The following is a 19,871-nucleotide window of genomic DNA, read 5'->3' on the forward strand; positions in this document are numbered from 1 at the left end:
TCCAGTTCAGACTGATCAGTTCGAGCTGACGGTTACGTCGAGAACCCCGATCACCTTGTTCAGCCGGGCGGCCACCCGCTCGGCGTCGAACCCGTTGCCCTCGACCACGACCCGCAGCTCGCCCCGGTCCAGCGACAACGCCAGCTCGCGGACGTCGTACGGATTCAGCAGTACGGCGATCCGCGCCAGCATCCCCTCGACCTCGACGACCGAGGCCGAGAACACCGTCACAGCCCTCTCCACCGCTAGCAGACTCATCGCGCGACCTCCTTGTGGCGGAGCAGACCGAACGTGAACCCGTCGACCAGCGCCCCCCAGGACGCCTCGACGATGTTGTGCCCGACGCCGACCGTCACCCACGAGCCCTCACCGTCGGCGGTCTCGATCAGGACCCTGATCACCGCGTCCGTCCCGTGCCCCTGGTCGAGGATCCGGACCTTGTAGTCGACCAGCTCGAACTTGTGCACCGCCGGGTACGCGCGCTCGATCGCCGTCCGCAGCGCGTGGTCGAGCGCGTTCACCGGCCCGTTGCCCTCGCCGGTGACGATCTCCCGCTCTCCCCCGGCGACCAGCTTCACCGTCGACTCCGACACCGCCTCGCCGTCGGCGCGCGACTCGGTGATCACCCGCCACGACTCGACGTCGAAGAAGCTCGGCCGCTTGCCGTCCACCTCCTCGGTGAGCAGCAGCCAGAACGACGCGTCGGCCGCCTCGAACGTGTACCCGCGCGACTCCAGGTCCTTCACCCGATCGGCCACCCGCCCGACGAGGTCCCGGTCGTTGCTGAGGTCGAACCCGAGCTCGCGACCCTTCAGCTCGATACTCGCCCGGCCGGCCATCTCCGACACCAGCATCCGCATGTCGTTGCCGACCAGCGCCGGATCCGTGTGCTGGTAGAGGTCCGGGTCCACCTTGATCGCGCTCGCGTGCAGCCCGGCCTTGTGCGCGAACGCGGAGAGCCCGACGTACGGCGCTCGGTTCGACGGCGGCACGTTCGTCACCTCAGCGATGGCGTGCGCGATCCGGAACGATTCGGCGAGGTTGCCCTCCGGCAGCAGTTTCATCGACCGCTTGAGCTCGAGGTTCGCGACGATCGCGAGCAGGTCGGCGTTGCCGGTACGTTCGCCGTACCCGTTGATCGTGCCCTGGACGTGCGTGACGCCGGCCTCGACAGCGGCGATCGAGTTCGCCACCGCGCAGCCGGCGTCGTTGTGACAGTGGATGCCGAGCCTGGCCCCGGTCGATTCCAGTACGTCGCGGACGACGTCCTGCAGCTCCCGCGGGAGAGTGCCGCCGTTCGTGTCGCACAGCGCCACCACGTCGGCCCCGGCCTCGGCGGCTACTCGTACGACCTCGAGCGCGTACGCCCGGTTCGCGCGGTAGCCGTCGAAGAAGTGCTCGGTGTCCAGGAAGACCCGCTGCCCGTTCTCCCGCAGGTGCCGGACGGTGTCCGCGACCATCCGGAGGTTCTCGTCCAGCGTGGTCCGCAGCGCCCGCTCGACATGCGCGTCGTGGCTCTTGGCAACGAGGGTGACGACCCCGGCGCCCGAGTCGCGGAGCGCGGCGACCTGCGGGTCGTCGGCGGCCGCGACCCCCGGCTTGCGGGTCGCGCCGAAGGCGGCGAACGTCGCGTTCCGCAGGTTCAGCTCGGTCCGCGCCCGCTCGAAGAACTCGGTGTCCTTGGGCACGGCACCCGGCCAGCCGCCCTCGATGAAGCCGACCCCCAGATCGTCCAGGTGCTGCGCGATGGCGATCTTGTCCGCCACGGACAGCGCCAACCCCTCCTGCTGCGCGCCGTCGCGCAGGGTGGTGTCGTACACGTGGAAGTCGTCCGAGATGCTCATGCGGGTCGGCCTTTCGGAGGAGCTGCGTTATTTCTTGGGCGAGGCAAACAAAAAACCCCTCGCATGGGTGCGAGAGGTCTGCGCGCTCAGGTACAGCTTGCTGAGCGCGCCTAGGGAATAATCACCCGATAGTGCTTCATGACGTTTTGCAGTCTGCCACACAATGTCCGGACCATGAGGCCCTCGTCTCGCATCCCGACCATTCAGTACGCAAACGGGTACTGGAGTTCAGGCCGTAAGTGACCAGCCCGGGTCGTCCCAGGCGGTGTAGAAGTCCTCGCGGGTCAGCGGCCGCAGGCCCCAGTCCTCACGGTCGAGGGCCTGGTCGGTGAGCATGCCCTCGTCGTCCTCGAGCCGCTGCCACCAGTACCGCGTGACCTCGCCGTCCTCGCCGACGCCGAGCTGGCGGATCACGACCCACTCCGCCTCGTGCCAGACGGCCTCGTAGAGCCAGTCGGTCCCGTAGTCGTCGACGGCCGCGCCGAACGTCCGGGGTGCCGTCCCGCGGTCCAGGTCCCGGATCAGCTCGACGGTGGACCGGATCGCCGACGCGGTGGCTTCGTCCCACCCCCGCCGTTCCGCGAGCTCCGCGTAGTACCCCTCGACCTCAGCCGGAAAGCCGCTCATGCCGCCCGACCCTATCGGGTTCCGCCGACGTCCGGCGCGTACGTCCCACCCGCCGAGCTGAGAAGAACCTATGAAAAACGCCCGGCAGCCGAGGCTGCCGGGCGCGGTTCAACACAGGTCAGAACGCGCGGGTCATCCAGCCGTGCGGGTCGGCCGCGCGCCCGTACTGCACGTCGAGGAGCGCGGAGCGGACGGCCGCGGTGACCGGGCCGCCGTTGCCGTCGCCGATCCGGGTCTCGCCGCCGCGCCACTTCAGCGAGGCGACCGGGGTGACGACCGCCGCCGTACCGCAGGCGAAGACTTCGCGCACCGTGCCGGAGGCGGCACCCTCGCGCCACTCGTCGACCGAGACCTTGCGCTCGGTGACGGTGTAGCCGAGGTCGGTGACCAGCTTCAGGATCGAGTCCCGGGTGACGCCCTCGAGGATCGTGCCGGACAGCTCCGGCGTGACGACGGAGTTGTCGTCGAGGACGAAGTACAGGTTCATCCCGCCGAGTTCCTCGACCCACTTCTTGTCGACGGCGTCCAGGAACGCGACCTGGTCGCAGCCCTGCTCGATCGCCTCGGCCTGGGCGAGCAGCGACGACGCGTAGTTGCCGCCGGTCTTCGCCGCGCCGGTTCCGCCGGGGGCCGCGCGGGTGTACTCCTCGCTCAGCCAGATCCGGACCGGCTTGACGCCGTTCGCGAAGTACGAGCCGGCCGGGGACGCGATCACGCAGTACGTCACCTGGGCCGACGGGCGGACGCCGAGGAACGGGTCCGAGCCGAACATGAACGGTCGCAGGTACAGCGAGGTCTCGCCGCCGCTCGGCACCCAGGCCTGGTCGAGCTCGACCAGCTTGTGCAGCGAGTCGAGGAAGACCGGGGTCGGCAGCTCCGGCAGCGCGAGCCGTTGCGCGGACCGCTGGAACCGGGCCGCGTTCGCCTCCGGGCGGAACAGGTGGATCGAGTCGTCGGGATGCCGGTAGGCCTTCATCCCTTCGAAGATCGTCTGGGCGTAGTGGAACACCGAGGTCGCCGGAGACAGCTCCAGCGGTCCGAAGGCGGTGATCCGTGCGTCGTGCCAGCCCTTCTCGGCCGTCCAGGTGGCGATCGCCATGTGGTCGGTGAAGTACTGCCCGAATCCCGGGTTCGCCAGGATCTGGGCGCGCTGGTCGTCGCTGGCCGGTTGGGTGTTGGGCTCAACGGTGAACTCTGAGGCGCTCATAGCCGCACCGTACCTCTCGACCAACTGGTCATGCGAGCGTCAGTGTGGGCCATCGGTCAGCCCGCCGCGCGCTTGGCGATCGCGTCGCCGATCTCGGCGGTACTGCGGGCGGCGCCCGTGCGCTCCTCGATGTCGGCCTCGACGGCCGCCTCGATCGTGCGCGCCGCCTCGGTCAGCCCGAGGTGCTGGAGCAGCAGCGCCGCGGACAGGATCGCCGCGGTCGGGTCGGCCTTCTGCTGGCCGGCGATGTCCGGCGCGGAGCCGTGCACCGGCTCGAACATGCTCGGCGCGGTCCGGTCCGGGTTGATGTTGCCGCTCGCGGCCAGCCCGATACCACCGCTGATCGCGGCCGCCAGGTCGGTGATGATGTCGCCGAACAGGTTGTCGGTGACGATCACGTCGAACCGCGCCGGGTCGGTGACCAGGAAGATCGTCGCGGCGTCCACGTGCAGGTAGTCGACCGTGATGTCCGGGAACTCCTCGGCGACCTTGTCGACGGTCCGCTTCCAGAGGTGACCGGCGTGCACGAGCACGTTGTTCTTGTGGACGAGCGTGAGCTTCTTCCGCGGCCGCGCCTGCGCCCGGGCGAAGGCGTCCCGGACGACGCGCTCGACGCCGTACGCCGTGTTCACCGACACCTCGGTGGCGATCTCGGCCGGGGTCCCGACCCGGAGCGCGCCGCCGTTGCCGACGTACGGGCCCTCGGTGCCCTCCCGGACGACGACGAAGTCGACGGTGCCCGGGTCGGCCAGCGGCGAGCCGACCGACGGGTAGATCTTCGACGGCCGCAGGTTCACGTAGTGGTCCAGGGTGAACCGGAGCTTGAGCAGCAGACCGCGCTCGAGGACGCCGGACGGGACACTGGGGTCGCCGACCGCGCCGAGCAGGATCGCGTCGTGCTTGCGGATCTCCTCGAGCTCGGCGTCCGGCAGCGTCTCACCGGTGGCGTGCCAGCGCTTCGCGCCGAGGTCGTACTCGGTCCGCTCGAACGTCACGCCGTGCTGCGCGGCTACCGCGTCGAGGACCTTCAGGGCCTCGGTGGTGACCTCGGGTCCGATCCCGTCACCCGGGACGACGGCCAGCGTGAAGTTCTTGTTCTCGCTCACTTGTTGGGTTCTCCCCCATTGTCACGGCGGTTCATGGCCTCTTGGACAGCCTTGACCTCGGCAGCACCTGAGGGCGCCGGGCGAGCCGGACGGCGCCGGCGGGCCGCCTTCCGCTCGCGGCCGTCGACGGCCGGCCAGTTGGCTGGATACATGTCGTACATGCTGTCCTCCCAAATATGTCGTGGGCGGCAGGGTGTGCACGAATTTACTCGCACGTCCGACTATTTCTCCACAATGCGGGCAGGTTGTCCCGGAATATGAGATTCGGGTGAGGTCCCCGGCCCGGACATGTGCAAGTCTCACCGAGTGAGTGCTCCTCCAGAACTGCCGCCGTTGGTGTCGGCAGCCCTCAGCCTGTCCGGCCGCCGCGGATTCGTCAGCTCCACCAGGAACGAGACCGGCCGGTTGCTCGCCACCCTCGCGGCCTCGAAGAACGGCCTGCTCGGTGAGCTCGGGACCGGCTGCGGCGTCGGATCGGCCTGGCTGCGCAGCGGCGCCGGCGAGGGGACCAACATCGTCACCGCGGAGAGCGACCCGCAGCTCGCGCAGGCGGTCGGCGAACTGTTCGCCGCCGACGAGCGGATCGAGGTCGTGTCGGCGGACTGGACCGCGCTGATCGAGCGCGGCCCGTTCGCGCTGCTGTTCGTGGACGCCCGCGAGGCAAAGCTGTCGGCCCGGGACGTGATCGCGGACGTGGTCGAGCCCGGCGGCTTCGTCGTCCTCGACGACTTCACGCCGTCGGCCGTCTGGCCGCCGATGTACGAGGGGCGTGTCGACACGCTCCGCCAGGAATGGCTGATGGACCAGCGCTTCACCACCGTCGAGGTGATGGTCGCCCCGGACGCCGCCGTACTGCTCGCCACCCGGCGCTAGAGGGCGCTCAGACGCCCTCCTAACTGAAGCGGGCCCGAGCTATGGAGCTCGGGCCCTTGTCAGCCGCCATGCGCCTGCGGGCGGCTGACCGCCTTCAGTAAAGCAGTCGTTGGGGCGAATCAGTCCTCGACGTCCACGGTACGGGCAGTGGCGGCCTGCACCGCGGTGGTGATCTCGTCCAGTACAGCAGGCGCGATCTTCGAGTCGACCGACAGCGCGACCAGCGCCTTGCCGCCCTTGCGGTCCCGGCTGACCTGCATACCGGCGATGTTCACGTCGGCGTCGCCGAGGATCCGGCCGATCTGGCCGACCGCGCCCGGACGGTCCTCGTAGGTCAGGAACGCGAGGTGCGCGGCGAGCTCGATCTCGACGTCGAACCCGTCGATCTCGACCAGCCGCTCCGACTGCCGGACACCGACCAGGGTGCCGGCCACCGACACCTGTGCACCGTCGGCGAGCGTGCCGCGGAGCGTGATCAGGTTGCGGTGCTCCGGGCTGTCGTGGTCGGTGAGGAGCCGGACCTCGAGGCCCCGCTCGGCCGCGAGCAGCGGCGCGTTCACGTAGGAGACGTTGTCCTCGACGACGTCCGCGAACACGCCCTTGAGCGCGGCGAGCTCGAGCACCTTCACGTCGTACTGGGTGATCTCGCCGCGGACCTCGACGTCGAGCTGCTGCGCGACGCCACCGGCCAGCGCGGTGAAGATCCGGCCGAGCTTCTCGGTCAGCGCGATCCCCGGACGGACGTCCTCGGCGATCACACCGCCCTGGACGTTCACGGCGTCCGGCACGAGCTCACCCGACAGCGCCAGCCGGACCGACTTCGCGACCGCGATGCCGGCCTTCTCCTGCGCTTCGTCGGTGGACGCGCCGAGGTGCGGCGTGACCACGACGTTCTCGAACTCGAACAGCGGCGAGTCGGTACACGGCTCGGACGCGAACACGTCCAGCCCGGCGCCCGCGACCCGGCCTTCCTTCAACGCGCTGTAGAGCGCCTGCTCGTCGACGATGCCGCCGCGGGCCGCGTTCACGATGATGACCTCGGGCTTGACCTTGTGCAGCTGCTCGTCGCCGATCAGGCCGATCGTCTCCGGGGTCTTCGGCAGGTGCACCGAGATGAAGTCACTGGCCGCCAGCAGCTCGTCCAGGGAGGCGAGCCGGACACCCATCTGCGCGGCCCGGCCGGCCTGCACGTACGGGTCGTAGGCGATCACGTTCATGCCGAAGGCGGCCAGCCGCTGCGCGACCAGGACACCGATCTTGCCGAGGCCGACGATGCCGACGGTCTTCTCGAACAGCTCGACACCGGAGTACTTGCTGCGCTTCCACTCGCCCTTCTTCAGCGACTCGTTCGCGGCCGGCACCCGGCGGGCGGAGGCGAGCAGCAGCGCGACCGCGAGCTCCGCGGCGCTGACGATGTTGGAGGTCGGGGCGTTCACGACCATCACCCCGGCCTGGGTGGCGGCCTTCACGTCCACGTTGTCGAGGCCGACGCCGGCGCGGGCGACGACCTTCAGCTTCTTCGCCGCCGCCAGTGCCTCGGCGTCGACCTTGGTGGCGCTGCGGATCAGGATGGCGTCGACGTCGGCGATGGCCGGAAGCAACTCGGCGCGGTCGGCGCCGTTGGTGTGCCGGATCTCGAAGTCGGGGCCGAGCGCCTCGACGGTGGCCGGGCTGAGCTCTTCGGCGATCAGGACGACGGGCCGGGTTACGTCAGTCAGGGAAGACATGGAGGAATCTCCTGCAGAAGCGGTAGGGGCTCGTGATCTTCAGAGCACCGCGCTGTGCCCGCTGAATTGATGGTACCGCGTCCGTCGCCGTGCGTTGTGCGGGGACCCGCATCCCGGTCAATCGGTCTCGCAGGCGACCGGGTCCGACGCCTTTACAGCACTGTTGATCACGAGCTTGCCGCCCGCCCGGACCAGCGTGAACCTGTTGTCCAGCCGGTTGCAGGTCCCGCCGCCGGCGCCCGCGGCGGTCGGCGAGAACAGCACGTCGTACGACATCCGCGCGTACGAGCCGTCCGGAGCGAGGGCGGTGATCCGCGGGTTGAAGAAGTACGCCGTACCGCGGCTCTGGCGATCCCGCTCCGGGGTCAGCGACTTGGCCAGCTGCGGCGAGTACAGGACCTGTACCGCGTTGAAGTCGTGCTTGTTCTGCAGCGTCAGATAGTTGGTGAGCAGCCCTTGGACCTCCAGCGCCAGCGGTGTCTTCGCCACCTGCAGCACCGGCGCCATCGTGCCCTGCGGACCACGCGAGTTCGGGCAGGTACCCGCCGCGGCAACGGTGATTCCGGACGGCGCGGGCGCGACGTACTCGCGGAGCTTGGCGAGCGGCACGACCGTGGCGGCCTGGACCGTCGCGCCGGTGACCAGGCCGACGAGCTCGCCGGACTTGTCCAGCACCGGGCCACCGAGCTTGGCCGCGTTCATGACCTCGCTCAGCGCCGTCGGGTCGGCCTCCGAACCGATCGCGTTGATCACCTGCCGGCCGGCCGCGGTGTACCCGATCAGTGCGCGTTCGGCCTTCCGCTCCGGAGCGTCCTGCGGCAGCTGCAGCGGTACGTCGTCGAAGCCGATCGACTGCAGTACGGCGACACCGTCGGCACTCGTCCCGAGCAGGTTGGCCCGCCGGATCCGCCCGTCGGGGGCCACCACGACGATGGCCATCGCCTGGTCGACCGCCGACGCGGCGGTGAGCACGCGGCCGTTGTCGACGAGGGCGCCCGAAGCCTCACCGGTGCCACCGCAGGTCGTGGCGAGCACCCGGACCACGGCCGGGCCGGCGGACTTCAGTACGGCGGCGGTGTCGATCCGGACACTGCGCTGCCGCAGGTACCAGCCCGTACCCGCGCCGGCCGCGACGATCACCATCAGCACGATCAAGCCGGCCAGGAAACGGCCGAAGATCCACGGTTCGCGCGGTGGCGGTTGCGGTCCACCCGGCCGGCTGGGTGCTTCCAGCTGGGTCAGCGACCCGGCGTCGGCCGGTAGCCGCCGGGGCGGTCGCGGCAGCGCGTTCCTGCCGTCCTGCACGCCCGCTCACCCCCGTCGTCGGTATCCGCTGCGTGACCGATTGTGCCAAAAAGAAAGGTCCGGGCCATCCACCTGGACAGCCCGGACCTTGATCAGCTGCCGGGTCAGCGGGCCGCGCTGCCCTCGACGTAGTCGTCGTCGTGCGACTTGACCCACGCCATCAGGCCGCGCAGTTCCTTGCCCACGGCCTCGATCGGATGCTCCTGGCTCTTCTTGCGGAACTCGGCGAACTCCGGCGCGCCGGCGTCCTGGTCGGCGATGAAGCGGGCCGCGAAGGTGCCGTCGGTGATGTCGTTCAGCACCTCCTTCATCCGGGCCTTCACCGACGCGTCGATGATCCGCGGACCGGACACGTAGTCGCCGTACTCGGCGGTGTCGGAGACCGACCAGCGCTGCTTGGCGATACCGCCTTCGTAGATCAGGTCGACGATCAGCTTGAGCTCGTGCAGGCACTCGAAGTACGCGACCTCGGGCTGGTAGCCGGCCTCGGTCAGCGTCTCGAAGCCGGCCTGGATCAGCGCCGACACACCACCGCAGAGGACGGCCTGCTCACCGAACAGGTCGGTCTCGGTCTCCTCGGTGAAGGTGGTCTTGATACCGCCGGCCCGCAGACCGCCGATGCCCTTCGCGTACGAGAGCGCCAGGTCCCAGGCCTTGCCGGTGGCGTCCTGCTCGACGGCCACCAGCACCGGTACGCCGCGGCCCTCGGAGTACTCGCGCCGGACCAGGTGGCCCGGACCCTTCGGCGCGACCATGAAGACGTCGACGCCGGCCGGGGGCTTGATGTAGCCGAACCGGATGTTGAAGCCGTGCCCGAAGACCAGCGCGTCGCCGTCGACCAGGTTCGGCTCGATGGCCTCCTTGTAGAGCTTGCGCTGCGCCGGGTCCGGAGCCAGCACGACGATCACGTCGGCCTCCTCCACCGCCTCGGCGGGCGTGACGACCCGCAGGCCCTGGGCCTCGGCCTTGGCGCGGCTCTTCGAACCTTCCGGCAGGCCGACGCGGACGTCGACGCCGGAGTCGCGCAGCGAGAGCGCGTGGGCGTGGCCCTGAGAGCCGTAGCCGAGGACGGCCACGTGCCGGCCCTGGATCACCGACAGGTCGGCGTTGTCGTCGTAGAACATTTCAGCAGCCACTTCGGGCACTTCTCCTTAGTGTTGATTCGGTACGGCGGCAGCGGTACGGCCCGGCGGCGGCGCCGGTACCGGGTGCGCGGGCTGGCGCTCGGCGGGTCGCGCCTGCACGTTCGGGGGTCCGGACTGGACATGCGGCGGCGGCACCGGAACCGGCCGCAGCGCGCGGTCGGAGATCGAGCGGCTGCCGCGGCCGATCGCCACCATGCCGGACTGCACCAGCTCGCGGACGCCGAAGGGTTCCAGCACCCGGAGCATGGCCTCGAGCTTCTCGGGGTTGCCGGTCGCCTCGATCGTGATCGCGTCCGGAGCCACGTCCACCACCTTGGCACGGAACAGCTGGACGGTCTCCAGCACCTGCCCGCGAGTCAGGGTGTCGGCCTTGACCTTGACCAGCAGCAGTTCGCGCTGGACGGTCTGGGTCGGTTCCAGCTCGACGATCTTGATCACGTTCACCAGCTTGTTGAGCTGCTTGGTGATCTGCTCCAGCGGCTGCTCGTCGACGGTCACCGCGATCGTCATCCGGGACACCTCGGGGTGCTCGGTCGGGCCGACCGCGAGCGAGTCGATGTTGAACCCGCGCCGCGAGATCAGCGCCGCCACCCGGGCCAGCACACCGTGCTTGTTCTCCACCAGGATGCTCAGCGTGTGTTTGGACATCAGAGCTCCTCGCCTTCCCAGGTCGGGGCCATGTCGCGGGCGATCTGGATCTCGTCGTTGCTGACGCCGGCGGCGACCATCGGCCAGACCATCGCGTCCCGGTGCACGACGAAGTCGACCACGACGGGAGCGTCGGTGACGGCCATCGCCTTCTCGATCGTGGCGTCCACAGAATCCTTGTCGGTGCAGCGCAGACCGACGCCGCCCATCGCCTCGGCCAGCTTGGCGAAGTCCGGGATCCGGGTCGAGTGCAGGTCGGTGTTGGAGTACCGCTTGTCGTAGAACAGCGTCTGCCACTGCCGGACCATGCCGAGCGACTGGTTGTTGATCACGGCAACCTTGATCGGGATGCCCTCGAGCGCGCAGGTGACGAGCTCCTGGTTGGTCATCTGGAAGCAGCCGTCGCCGTCGATCGCCCACACGGTCTTGTCCGGCCGCGCGACCTTCGCGCCCATCGCGGCGGGTACGGCGTACCCCATGGTGCCGAGGCCGCCGGAGTTCAGCCAGTGGCCGGGCTTCTCGAACGGCAGGAAGTGCGCGGACCACATCTGGTGCTGGCCGACGCCCGCGGTGTACACCGCGTCCGGTCCGGCGATCTCGCCGATCCGCTTGATCACGTGCTGCGGCGACAGCGTGCCGTCCTCGGGTTCGTCGTAACCGAGCGGGTAGCGGGTCCGGACGTCCTCCAGCTGGTGCCGCCAGGTCTCGTACGACGGGGTGCGGCCGGCGCTCGCGATCTCGGTCTTGAGGGCGCCGATCAGGTCGGTGATGACCTCCTTGCAGTCCCCCACGATCGGCACGTCCGCGGCGCGGTTCTTGCCGATCTCGGCCGGGTCGATGTCGGCGTGGATGACCTTCGCCTCCGGCGCGAACGAGTCCAGCTTGCCGGTCACCCGGTCGTCGAAGCGCGCACCGAGACAGATCAGCAGGTCCGAGCGCTGCAGCGCGCCGACCGCGGACACCGAGCCGTGCATGCCGGGCATCCCGAAGTGCAGCTCGTGGGTGTCGGGGAGCGCGCCGCGGGCCATCAGCGTGGTGACGACGGGGATGCCGAGCATCTCGGCCAGTTCCTTCAGCTCGGCGCTGGCCTGCGCGCGGATCACGCCACCGCCGACGTACAGCACCGGCTTCTCGGCCGCGGCGATCAGCCGGGCCGCCTCACGCACCTGCTTCGGGTGCGGGCGGGTCACCGGCCGGTAGCCGGGCAGCGACAGCTCGGTCGGCCACTGGAAGTCGACCATCGACTGCATCGCGTCCTTGGTCACGTCCACCAGCACCGGGCCGGGCCGGCCGGTGGAGGCGATGTGGAACGCCTCGGCGATCGTGGTGGCGATGTCGTTCGGGTCGTTGACCAGGAAGTTGTGCTTGGTGATCGGCATCGTGATGCCGCGGATGTCGGCCTCCTGGAAGGCGTCGGTACCGATCGCGGCGCTGGCGACCTGCCCGGTGATCGCCACCAGCGGCACCGAGTCCATGTACGCGTCGGCGATCGGCGTCACCAGGTTGGTCGCGCCCGGGCCCGAGGTCGCCATGCACACGCCGGTCTTGCCGGACGCGGAGGCATACCCCTGGGCGGCGTGGCCGGCGCCCTGCTCGTGACGTACCAGGATGTGGCGGATCTGGGTCGAGTCGAGCATCGGGTCGTACGCCGGGAGGATCGCGCCACCCGGGATGCCGAAGACGGTGTCCACTCCGGCATGTTCCAGTGCGCGGATCAGAGCCTGTGCCCCGGTCAGCTGCTCACTCATGAGAGAGCCTTCCTGTCCTGTCACGAATTGACTTGTTCGCGACCGATCCATCCTCGCTCGTGGCCGTTCCCGCCGCGCTACTGGGTCGCAGATAGTCGCATTGGCAACAAAAAACCCCTTCCGCCGGGTTGGCTGAAGGGGCGCGCTCGACTCTGTGGTCGCGTCAGTCGGCGCGCCGCACAAGTACGAGGAGAATCGATCGCATGTAGGCATTATTCGCCCCGAACCGGCGGCCGGGTCAAGCTGAGCCGTCCGGCGTCTCACTTGTTGAGACACCCGTCTTACGTTCGCTGTCTGCGTTGTTCGGGCCCGGGGTGGCTCCTAGGCTGCCACGGTGACCGACGATCCGTACGGCGATGAGCAACTGGTAGCCCTCTACGACCTGGACAATCCAGCCGGCGAGGACCACGCGTACTACCGGGCGCTGGCCGCGGGCGCGTCGAAGGTCTTGGACTTCGGGTGTGGCACCGGCCTGCTCACGCGATCCCTGGTCGCGCCAGGGCGGACCGTCATCGGGATCGACCCGAGCCCGACGATGCTCGGCTACGCGCGCCGTCAGCCCGGCGCTGACGCGGTGACGTGGATCGACGGCGACCACCACGCCGTACGGCCGACCGGTGACGTGGACCTGATCGTCAGCAGCGGCAACACGATGATGCATGTCGCCCAACATCTGCCCGCGTGCACCGCGTTGGCCGCCGCGCTCCGTCCCGGCGGGGTGTTCGCGTTCGAGTCGCGCAACCCGGCGGCGCGGGCCTGGGAGCAGTGGACGAGCGAGGCGACGTACGGCGAACGCGACACGATCGCCGGTCACCTCAAGGAGTGGCTCGAACTGATCGAGATCGCCGACGGCCGCGTGGTCTTCGACGCCCACAACGTCTTCGAAGACGGCCACGACGCCGTCTACCGCAACGTCCTGTACTTCCGCTCCGCCGAGGAAATCACCGAAGACCTGCGGACAGCCGGCTTCTCCGACATCACCATCAAGGGCGGCTGGCACGACGAACCCCTGACCACCGACTCCCGCCTGCTGGTGGTTCGCGCGACGAAGTAGGCTGAGGGCACCGCGACTGGCGTGGGTGGGGTACCACCGGGGAGCTTCGGGCGGGGCGTCGTCCGCCTGGGCGCCTCCGAGTTCGTCGGAGGTTGTGATGCGGTTGCGGTACGGGATGAATCCACAGCAGGCGGCGCGCGTCGAGGACGCGCCGTTCACGGTGCTCGCGGGTGCGCCGTCGTACATCAATGTGCTCGACGCGCTGACCGGGTGGCAGTTGGTGCGGGAGGCTTCGGCGCGGTTCGGCGTACCGGCGGCGGCGTCGTACAAGCATGTGTCACCGGCCGGTGCAGCGCTCGGTGCATCCGTGACCGAGGCGTACCGGCGAGCGCGCGACGCGGATCCGAAGTCCTCGTACGGCGACTTCGTCGCGGTCTCGCATCCGGTGGACCTCGAGCTGGCCGGCCTACTGAAGCGGGTCGTGTCGGACGGCATCATCGCGCCCGGGTACGACGAGGGCGTCCTGGAGATCCTCGCGGCGAAGAAGCGCGGGACGTACCTGGTGCTGGAGATGGACGCGTCGTACGAGCCGCCGGCGAAAGAGGTGCGCGACGTGTACGGCGTACGGCTCACGCAGGAGCGGGACGTTGCGCCACTCCCCCAGGATCTGCCGGACGACGCCGTCCTCGGGATGATTGTTGCCCGCTACACCCAATCGAACACCGTCGTGATGGTGAAGGACGGGATGACGATCGGTGTCGGCGCCGGGCAGCAGTCACGCGTCGACTGCACGCGCCTGGCCGGCGAGAAGGCGGCACTCTGGTCCTCCGAGCCGCTCACCGGGGTGACGATGGTCTCCGACGGGCACCTGCCCTTCGCGGACAACGTCGAGGTCGCCCACCGGTACGGCGTCACCCACATCGTCGAGCCCGGCGGCTCGATCCGCTCGTCCGAGGTCGCCGCCGCCTGCGCGGACCTCGGCATCACCTGGTCCGCTACGGGTCTGCGGCTCTTCAGACACTGAGCAGATAGGAGCCCGAGGCAACAGCCTCACGGACCTTGGCAGCCGTCTCCTCCGCGTCGAGCCTCGTCGTGTCGAGCGCGTGGCGTTCGAGCTCACCGAGGTCCGCGAAGGCCGCGTGCAGCCCGGTGAGCGCGTCGGTGTCGGTCAGCTCGACACCGGCGCGCGCCTGCCCGCGCTCCAAGGTGGTCGCGAGATCCGGCCGGAGTACGACGTACGACATCCGCCACTGCCCCTCCGCGGCCGCGGTCCGGTACGGCGGCAGGAACCACGGTCCGATGATGCCGTCCACCACGACGTCGTACCCGCCGTCGGCGAACACCGCGACCGCAGCGACGATCGCGTCCACCACCACGACGTTCTGCCGTTGCGATTCCGGCAGGTACGGCGGGATGAAGCCGGTCCGGATCGCCCGGAAGAACTCGTCGGTCGTCACATGCACCGTCGGACGCGCCGCGTCGGTTGCGACCAGCCGGGCCACCGTGGTCTTGCCTGAGCCGGATGGCCCGGTCAGCAGGAGGACATCACTCATAGTGCTGACGGTAACGGCTTCAGCCTCCCGCGACGCTCGGCAGGATGAGCAGCTCGTCCCCTTCCGACAATGGGGTCTGGAGGCCGTCGAGGTCGCGGATGTTGTCGTCGCGCAGGTACACGTTGACGTGCCGCCGCACCGCACCCTGCTCGTCGGTGAGCCGGCGCCGGAGCGGCGGGTCGAGCGCGGCGAAGGCCTCGGCCACCGTGGCGGCCTCGACCTGCACCCGTTCGGCCCCGCCCGCAAACGGGCGGAGCACGGTCGGCAGGCGTACTGCGATCATCCGACGACCGCCGCGCGCACGGTGAGGATGTCGGGCAGGTGGCTCGCGACCTCGGTCCAGGTGTCACCCGCGTCGGCGCTCGCGTAGACGCAGCCGTCCCGGGTGCCGACGTACACACCGGCCGGGTCGGCGGTGTCGGTCGTCATCGCGTCCCGCAGTACCGGGATGTAGGAGACGTCGGGCAGCCCGGACGACAGCGCCTCCCAGGTCGCGCCGGCATCGCGGGAGCGGAAGACCCGGCAGCGCGCGTCGGTCGGGATCCGGTTGCCGTCGGCGACCAAGGGGAACACGTACACGGTGTCGGGCTCGTGCGGGTGCACGACGATCGGGAAGCCGAAGTCCGACGGCAGGCCGTCCGCGATCGACTGCCAGCTCGCGCCGCCGTCGTCCGACCGGTACACGCCGTGGTGGTTCTGCGCGAACATCCGTTCCGGTACGTCGGGGTGCGCCGCCAGCTTGTGCACGCACTGGCCGAACTCCGGGTCCGGATCCGGCATGAAGTAGGCCTTGATCCCGTGGTTCGCCGGGGACCAGGTCTCACCGCCGTCCGTCGTCCGGTAGACGCCGCCGGTCGACATCGCCACGCTCAGCCGCAGCGGATCGGTCGGGTGCGGCAGCACGGTGTGCACCGCCTGCCCGCCGAACCCGGCGCCCCAGTCCTTGCGGTGCGGGTGGTCCCACAGACCGCGGACCAGGTTGAACGTGACGCCGCCGTCGGTCGACTTCCACAACGCCGACGGCTGCGATCCGGCGTAGACGACGCCGGGCTGGTCGGCCGGTGCCGCCTGGATCTGCCAGACCCGCTCGAGCGAGGCCTCGGCGTCCTGCGGGAAGCCGATCGAGCCCTCCGGTGGCTCGGCCCAGGTCTTGCCGAGGTCGTCGGAGTGGAAGACCGCGGGGCCCCAGTGTTCGCTGGTGCCGCCGACGAACAGCCGAGCGCCGTGCGCGCCGTCGCCACGCGTGTCGATGCCCACGGCGTACACGCCCTGCATCTCGAACTCCGGCACCGGCCCGTCGAGCTGCCAGTCCTTGCGGGCAGCGTCGCTCCGGCCGATCCAGAGCCCCTTCTTGGTCCCGATCAGCAGTACGGCCTCGGACATCGTCGTCCTCCCTCTACCGTGGTGGACCCCCCACCACATTGATCAACGGTTCCCCGGACGCGTAGCGCTCCATTTGCGCCCGCACCAGCCTGGCGACCCGCGGCGCGAACGCCGTCGAGGCCCCGCCGCGGTGCGGATTGATCAGCACGTTCGGAGCAGACCACAGCGGATGTCCGGCAGGCAACGGCTCGGGGTCGGTCACGTCCAACGCGGCCCGGATCCGGCCGGTGCCGAGCTCGGCGACCAGCGCGTCGGTGTCCACGACGACACCGCGAGCGACGTTCACCAGCAGGGCGCCGTCCTTCATCCGTTTCAGGAACGTCGCGTCCACCATCCGTGTGGTCTCCGGCGTCGCCGGAGTCAGCAGCACGACGACATCCGCGCGCGGCAGCAGCTCCGGCAGCTCGGTCAGCGGGTGTACGCCGTCCCGCTCCCGCCGCGCGACCCGGATCACGTCGCACTCGAACCCGCTCAGCCGGCGCTCCAGCGCCTCGCCGATCGCGCCGTACCCGAGGATCAGCACGGTCCGGTCGGCGAGCGAGTCGTCGACCTGGTCGTAGGAGTTCGGCCAGACCTGGCGCTCCTGGTCGCGGACCGCGCGCGGCAGGTTGCGGAACGAGGCGATGATCAGCCCGACCGCCAGCTCGGCCGTCGACGCGTCGTGCACGCCGCGGGCGTTGCAGAGCGTCACGTCGTCGGCGAGCCGCGACTGGACGTGCTCGAACCCGGCGGTCTGCAGCTGGACGACCTTCAGCGAGGGCATCTCCCGGACGACGTCGAACACGTCACCGCCGCCCATGTAGCTCGGCACGTAGAACTCCACCTGCTCGAGCGACTTCGGCCGCTCGCCACCGGCGAACCACTCCACCTCGATCCCCGCGGGGACCCCGCCGAGGAACGCCTCGGGATCCTCCCACGGCAGCCATGCCTTCACCACATCACCCATGCCGCAGAACCTACTCGGGGTCTGGGACACTTTTGAACTCCCGTGCCAGACATCGGGTGCCGTCGTAAGCTGGATCGGTGCCTTCGACATCGGATGTGGCGGCGGTGGTGGCGCACGATCAGGCCGTCGGCCGGCTGCGGGAGTCGTACGAACAGATTCCGCCGGGCGTGCCGGTCCGGCTGGCGAAACGCAGCTCGAACCTCTTCCGCCCGCGGACCGAGCTCGACCGCCCGGGGCTGGACGTCTCCCGGCTGACCGGCGTGATCAGCATCGACCAGGACGCGCGGACCGCCGACGTCCAGGGAATGTGTACCTACGAGGACCTGGTCGCGGCGACCCTCCCGTACGGGCTGACGCCGATGGTCGTACCGCAGCTCAAGACGATCACCCTCGGCGGCGCGGTCACCGGCCTCGGCATCGAGTCGTCGTCGTTCCGCGCCGGCCTGCCGCACGAGTCCGTCCTCGAACTCGACATCCTGACCGGCGCCGGCGCGTTGGTCACCGCACGTCCCGTGGGCGAGCACGCGGACCTGTTCCGGATGTTCCCGAACTCCTACGGCACGCTCGGCTACGCGACCCGGTTGCGGATCGAGCTCGACCGGATCTCGCCGTACATCGCGCTCCGCCACGTCCGGCTCGAGCTCGACGCGCTCGCCCCGGCGATCGACGAGATCGTTGCCTCCGGCACGTACGACGGCGAGCCGGTGCACTTCGTCGACGGGGTCGCGTTCAGCCCGTCGGAGGCGTACCTGACGCTCGGCCGGAACAGTGACGCCGCGGTGAAGACCAGCGACTACACCGGCCAGCAGATCTACTACCGGTCGATCCAGCAGCGCCCGACCGACTTCCTCACGGCGCACGACTACCTGTGGCGGTGGGACACGGACTGGTTCTGGTGTTCTGCTGCGTTCGGCGCCCAGCGTCCGGTCGTACGGCGATTGTGGCCGCGCCGCTGGCGCCGCAGCGACGTGTTCCACAAGATCGTCGGCTTCGAGAACCGGCACCACTTCGCCGCCCGGCTGAACCAGCGGCGCGGACGCCCGGACCGCGAACGCGTCATCCAGGACGTGGAGATCCCGGTCGCCCGGCTCGCCGACTTCCTGCGCTGGTTCGACGCGCAGGTCGGGATGCGGCCGGTGTGGCTGTGCCCGCTGCGGCTGCGCGGGTCGGAGTCCTGGCCGCTGTATCCGCTCAAGCCCGGGGAGACGTACGTGAACGTCGGCTTCTGGGGCACCGTACCGATCGCGCCCGGCGCGACCGACGGCGACGTCAACCGGCGCATCGAACAGGCGGTCACCGACTTCGGCGGCCACAAGTCCCTGTACTCCGACGCCTACTACGACCGCGACACCTTCGACCGGCTCTACAACGTGCCGGCTTTGACCGAGGTCAAGAATCGCTACGACCCGAACAACCGACTCACCGGACTCTACGAAAAGGCGGTGACGCGCCGATGACGACGCTAGCTACCCAGGTTTCCATCGCTGACGCGCTCACGACCGTGACCCCGGACGGTTTGCCTTTCCGGTTCACGGCGTACGACGGCAGCGCCACAGGCCCGGAAGACTCACCGATCCACATGCACCTGGCCTCGGAGCGCGGCCTGTCCTACATCCTGACCGCGCCCGGCGACCTCGGACTGGTGCGCGCGTACGCGATGGGCGACCTGGAGATCACCGGCGTGCACCCGGGCAACCCGTACGACCTGATGCGGATGATGCTCAACCAGGTGCACTTCGAGCGGCCGACCGCGGCGGAGGCACTGCGGATCGTCCGCGGGCTCGGCTGGAGCCACCTCAAGCCACCGCCCCCGCCGCCGCAGGAACACCTGCCGAAGTGGCGTCGTACTTTCGAAGGACTGCGGCACTCCAAGACCCGGGACAAAGCGGCGATCCACCACCACTACGATGTCTCGAACACCTTCTACGAGTACATCCTCGGGCCGTCGATGACCTACACCTGCGCCGTGTACCCGACGGCGGACTCGACACTCGAGCAGGCGCAGTACGAGAAGTACGACCTGGTCGCCCGCAAGCTCGACCTGAAGCCGGGCATGCGGCTGCTCGACGTCGGCTGCGGCTGGGGCGGCATGGTCCGGCACGCGGCCCGCGAGTACGGCGTGACCGCGCTGGGCGTCACGTTGTCGGCGGCCCAGGCGGAGTGGGCGACCGAGGCGATCAAGCGCGAGGGCCTGGAGGACCGGGCCGAGGTACGTTTCCTGGACTACCGCGACGTGGCGGAGCGGGACTTCGACGCCATCAGCTCGATCGGCCTGACCGAACACATCGGTGTCCGCAACTACCCGTCGTACTTCGGCTTCCTGCTGGACCGGCTCAAGCCCGGCGGCCGGCTGCTGAACCACTGCATCACCCGCCCGGACAACCGGTACCGCTCGACGGGTGCCTTCATCGACCGCTACATCTTCCCCGACGGTGAACTGATCGGCTCCGGCCGGATCATCGCCGAGGCGCAGGACGCGGGCTTCGAAGTCCGCCACGAGGAGAACCTCCGCGAGCACTACGCACTGACCCTGGCCGCCTGGTCCGACAACCTGGTCGCCCACTGGGACGAGGCGGTCACCGAGGTCGGCTACCCCACCGCGAAGATCTGGGGCCTCTACCTCGCCGCCTGCCGCGTCGGCTTCGAACGCAACAACACCCAACTCCACCAGGTCCTCGCCGTGAAACTCGACGAGAACGCCGACGCCCACTTCCCCCTCCGCCCCACCTGGGGAAGCTGACCCATCCGAGCTGCCGGTCGGCGCG

General features: G+C 69.5%; 19 protein-coding genes and 1 riboswitch. Of the genes, 5 read left to right on the forward strand and 14 right to left on the reverse strand.

The annotated features are described in order from the left end of the window. Window positions 1–15: 15 nt before the first annotated feature. From FB475_RS03590 to FB475_RS03610, 5 genes are all read right to left on the reverse strand, one after another. Window positions 16–258, reverse strand: a complete 243-nt coding sequence (locus FB475_RS03590) for a hypothetical protein (protein ID WP_141852507.1) — start codon at window positions 256–258, stop codon at window positions 16–18. After that, on the reverse strand, window positions 255–1,844 hold the full coding sequence (cimA, locus tag FB475_RS03595; protein ID WP_141852508.1) for a citramalate synthase: 1,590 nt from the start codon (window positions 1,842–1,844) through the stop codon (window positions 255–257). The genes FB475_RS03590 and cimA overlap by 4 nt, the downstream gene beginning before the upstream one ends. Before the next feature lie 228 nt (window positions 1,845–2,072). Beyond that, window positions 2,073–2,471, reverse strand: coding sequence for a hypothetical protein (locus FB475_RS03600; protein ID WP_141852509.1), 399 nt, complete (start codon window positions 2,469–2,471; stop codon window positions 2,073–2,075). A 118-nt stretch (window positions 2,472–2,589) separates the two neighbouring features. Next, entirely contained in the window at window positions 2,590–3,678 is a 1,089-nt protein-coding gene (locus FB475_RS03605; protein WP_141852510.1) for a branched-chain amino acid aminotransferase, read from the reverse strand. A gap of 56 nt (window positions 3,679–3,734) precedes the next feature. Beyond that, on the reverse strand, window positions 3,735–4,784 hold the full coding sequence (locus FB475_RS03610; protein ID WP_141852511.1) for a 3-isopropylmalate dehydrogenase: 1,050 nt from the start codon (window positions 4,782–4,784) through the stop codon (window positions 3,735–3,737). Window positions 4,785–5,090: 306 nt separating this feature from the next. Here FB475_RS03610 and FB475_RS03615 point away from each other — a divergent pair, with 306 nt between their 5' ends. Beyond that, a complete protein-coding gene (locus FB475_RS03615) occupies window positions 5,091–5,657 on the forward strand; it encodes an O-methyltransferase (RefSeq protein ID WP_141852512.1) in 567 nt (188 codons plus the stop codon). Window positions 5,658–5,776: 119 nt separating this feature from the next. Here FB475_RS03615 and serA read toward each other — a convergent pair whose 3' ends face one another. From serA to FB475_RS03640, 5 genes are all read right to left on the reverse strand, one after another. Further along, window positions 5,777–7,384, reverse strand: coding sequence for a phosphoglycerate dehydrogenase (gene serA, locus FB475_RS03620; RefSeq protein WP_141852513.1), 1,608 nt, complete (start codon window positions 7,382–7,384; stop codon window positions 5,777–5,779). A gap of 117 nt (window positions 7,385–7,501) precedes the next feature. Beyond that, complete coding sequence (locus FB475_RS03625) at window positions 7,502–8,689, reverse strand: S1 family peptidase (protein ID WP_141852514.1); 1,188 nt, start codon at window positions 8,687–8,689, stop codon at window positions 7,502–7,504. A 104-nt stretch (window positions 8,690–8,793) separates the two neighbouring features. Further along, entirely contained in the window at window positions 8,794–9,813 is a 1,020-nt protein-coding gene (ilvC, locus tag FB475_RS03630; RefSeq protein WP_141857784.1) for a ketol-acid reductoisomerase, read from the reverse strand. Between the two features lie 27 nt (window positions 9,814–9,840). Beyond that, window positions 9,841–10,482, reverse strand: a complete 642-nt coding sequence (ilvN, locus tag FB475_RS03635) for an acetolactate synthase small subunit (RefSeq protein WP_141852515.1) — start codon at window positions 10,480–10,482, stop codon at window positions 9,841–9,843. Next, window positions 10,482–12,230: an acetolactate synthase large subunit gene (locus tag FB475_RS03640; RefSeq protein WP_238331941.1), complete on the reverse strand. Its 1,749-nt coding sequence runs from the start codon at window positions 12,228–12,230 to the stop codon at window positions 10,482–10,484. The genes ilvN and FB475_RS03640 overlap by 1 nt, the downstream gene beginning before the upstream one ends. Before the next feature lie 334 nt (window positions 12,231–12,564). Between FB475_RS03640 and FB475_RS03645 the strand changes: the two genes are divergently transcribed. Both FB475_RS03645 and FB475_RS03650 read left to right on the forward strand, forming a co-directional pair. Then, complete coding sequence (locus tag FB475_RS03645) at window positions 12,565–13,284, forward strand: class I SAM-dependent methyltransferase (RefSeq protein ID WP_141852517.1); 720 nt, start codon at window positions 12,565–12,567, stop codon at window positions 13,282–13,284. 2 nt (window positions 13,285–13,286) lie between these two features. Further along, window positions 13,287–13,363, forward strand: a riboswitch (ZMP/ZTP riboswitch). Between the two features lie 18 nt (window positions 13,364–13,381). Continuing rightward, entirely contained in the window at window positions 13,382–14,248 is an 867-nt protein-coding gene (locus FB475_RS03650; RefSeq protein WP_141852518.1) for a 5-aminoimidazole-4-carboxamide ribonucleotide transformylase, read from the forward strand. Here FB475_RS03650 and FB475_RS03655 read toward each other — a convergent pair. From FB475_RS03655 to FB475_RS03670, 4 genes are read right to left on the reverse strand one after another with little or no spacing between them, the layout of a single operon-like run. After that, window positions 14,238–14,777, reverse strand: a complete 540-nt coding sequence (locus FB475_RS03655; RefSeq protein WP_141852519.1) for an AAA family ATPase — start codon at window positions 14,775–14,777, stop codon at window positions 14,238–14,240. The two genes, FB475_RS03650 and FB475_RS03655, sit on opposite strands and share 11 nt — an antisense overlap. A 19-nt stretch (window positions 14,778–14,796) precedes the next feature. Further along, window positions 14,797–15,060: a MoaD/ThiS family protein gene (locus FB475_RS03660; RefSeq protein WP_141852520.1), complete on the reverse strand. Its 264-nt coding sequence runs from the start codon at window positions 15,058–15,060 to the stop codon at window positions 14,797–14,799. Further along, window positions 15,057–16,160, reverse strand: coding sequence for a WD40/YVTN/BNR-like repeat-containing protein (locus FB475_RS03665; protein WP_141852521.1), 1,104 nt, complete (start codon window positions 16,158–16,160; stop codon window positions 15,057–15,059). Before FB475_RS03665 ends, FB475_RS03660 begins: the two co-directional genes overlap by 4 nt. A gap of 13 nt (window positions 16,161–16,173) precedes the next feature. Then, window positions 16,174–17,106 carry a 2-hydroxyacid dehydrogenase gene (locus tag FB475_RS03670; RefSeq protein ID WP_141852522.1) on the reverse strand — a complete coding sequence of 311 codons (933 nt, stop codon included), beginning with the start codon at window positions 17,104–17,106 and terminating at the stop codon, window positions 16,174–16,176. A 77-nt stretch (window positions 17,107–17,183) separates the two neighbouring features. Here FB475_RS03670 and FB475_RS03675 point away from each other — a divergent pair, with 77 nt between their 5' ends. Both FB475_RS03675 and FB475_RS03680 read left to right on the forward strand, forming a co-directional pair. Further along, on the forward strand, window positions 17,184–18,563 hold the full coding sequence (locus FB475_RS03675) for an FAD-binding oxidoreductase (RefSeq protein ID WP_238331942.1): 1,380 nt from the start codon (window positions 17,184–17,186) through the stop codon (window positions 18,561–18,563). Beyond that, complete coding sequence (locus FB475_RS03680) at window positions 18,560–19,846, forward strand: SAM-dependent methyltransferase (RefSeq protein ID WP_141852523.1); 1,287 nt, start codon at window positions 18,560–18,562, stop codon at window positions 19,844–19,846. Before FB475_RS03675 ends, FB475_RS03680 begins: the two co-directional genes overlap by 4 nt. The last annotated feature ends 25 nt before the right edge of the window (window positions 19,847–19,871 follow it).

Origin of the sequence: Kribbella jejuensis (assembly GCF_006715085.1) — a bacterium.
Classification (GTDB): domain Bacteria; phylum Actinomycetota; class Actinomycetes; order Propionibacteriales; family Kribbellaceae; genus Kribbella; species Kribbella jejuensis.

Excerpts from the sequence above, each read along its gene's own strand:
- ilvN (WP_141852515.1), bottom strand. The coding sequence starts at position 10,482 with ATGTCCAAACACACGCTGAGCATCCTGGTGGAGAACAAGCACGGTGTG.
- FB475_RS03680 (WP_141852523.1), top strand. The coding sequence starts at position 18,560 with ATGACGACGCTAGCTACCCAGGTTTCCATCGCTGACGCGCTCACGACC.
- FB475_RS03655 (WP_141852519.1), bottom strand. The coding sequence starts at position 14,777 with ATGAGTGATGTCCTCCTGCTGACCGGGCCATCCGGCTCAGGCAAGACC.
- ilvC (WP_141857784.1), bottom strand. The coding sequence starts at position 9,813 with ATGTTCTACGACGACAACGCCGACCTGTCGGTGATCCAGGGCCGGCAC.
- FB475_RS03650 (WP_141852518.1), top strand. The coding sequence starts at position 13,382 with ATGCGGTTGCGGTACGGGATGAATCCACAGCAGGCGGCGCGCGTCGAG.
- FB475_RS03640 (WP_238331941.1), bottom strand. The coding sequence starts at position 12,230 with ATGAGTGAGCAGCTGACCGGGGCACAGGCTCTGATCCGCGCACTGGAA.
- FB475_RS03670 (WP_141852522.1), bottom strand. The coding sequence starts at position 17,106 with ATGGGTGATGTGGTGAAGGCATGGCTGCCGTGGGAGGATCCCGAGGCG.
- FB475_RS03665 (WP_141852521.1), bottom strand. The coding sequence starts at position 16,160 with ATGTCCGAGGCCGTACTGCTGATCGGGACCAAGAAGGGGCTCTGGATC.
- FB475_RS03605 (WP_141852510.1), bottom strand. The coding sequence starts at position 3,678 with ATGAGCGCCTCAGAGTTCACCGTTGAGCCCAACACCCAACCGGCCAGC.
- FB475_RS03600 (WP_141852509.1), bottom strand. The coding sequence starts at position 2,471 with ATGAGCGGCTTTCCGGCTGAGGTCGAGGGGTACTACGCGGAGCTCGCG.
- FB475_RS03660 (WP_141852520.1), bottom strand. The coding sequence starts at position 15,060 with ATGATCGCAGTACGCCTGCCGACCGTGCTCCGCCCGTTTGCGGGCGGG.
- cimA (WP_141852508.1), bottom strand. The coding sequence starts at position 1,844 with ATGAGCATCTCGGACGACTTCCACGTGTACGACACCACCCTGCGCGAC.
- FB475_RS03590 (WP_141852507.1), bottom strand. The coding sequence starts at position 258 with ATGAGTCTGCTAGCGGTGGAGAGGGCTGTGACGGTGTTCTCGGCCTCG.
- serA (WP_141852513.1), bottom strand. The coding sequence starts at position 7,384 with ATGTCTTCCCTGACTGACGTAACCCGGCCCGTCGTCCTGATCGCCGAA.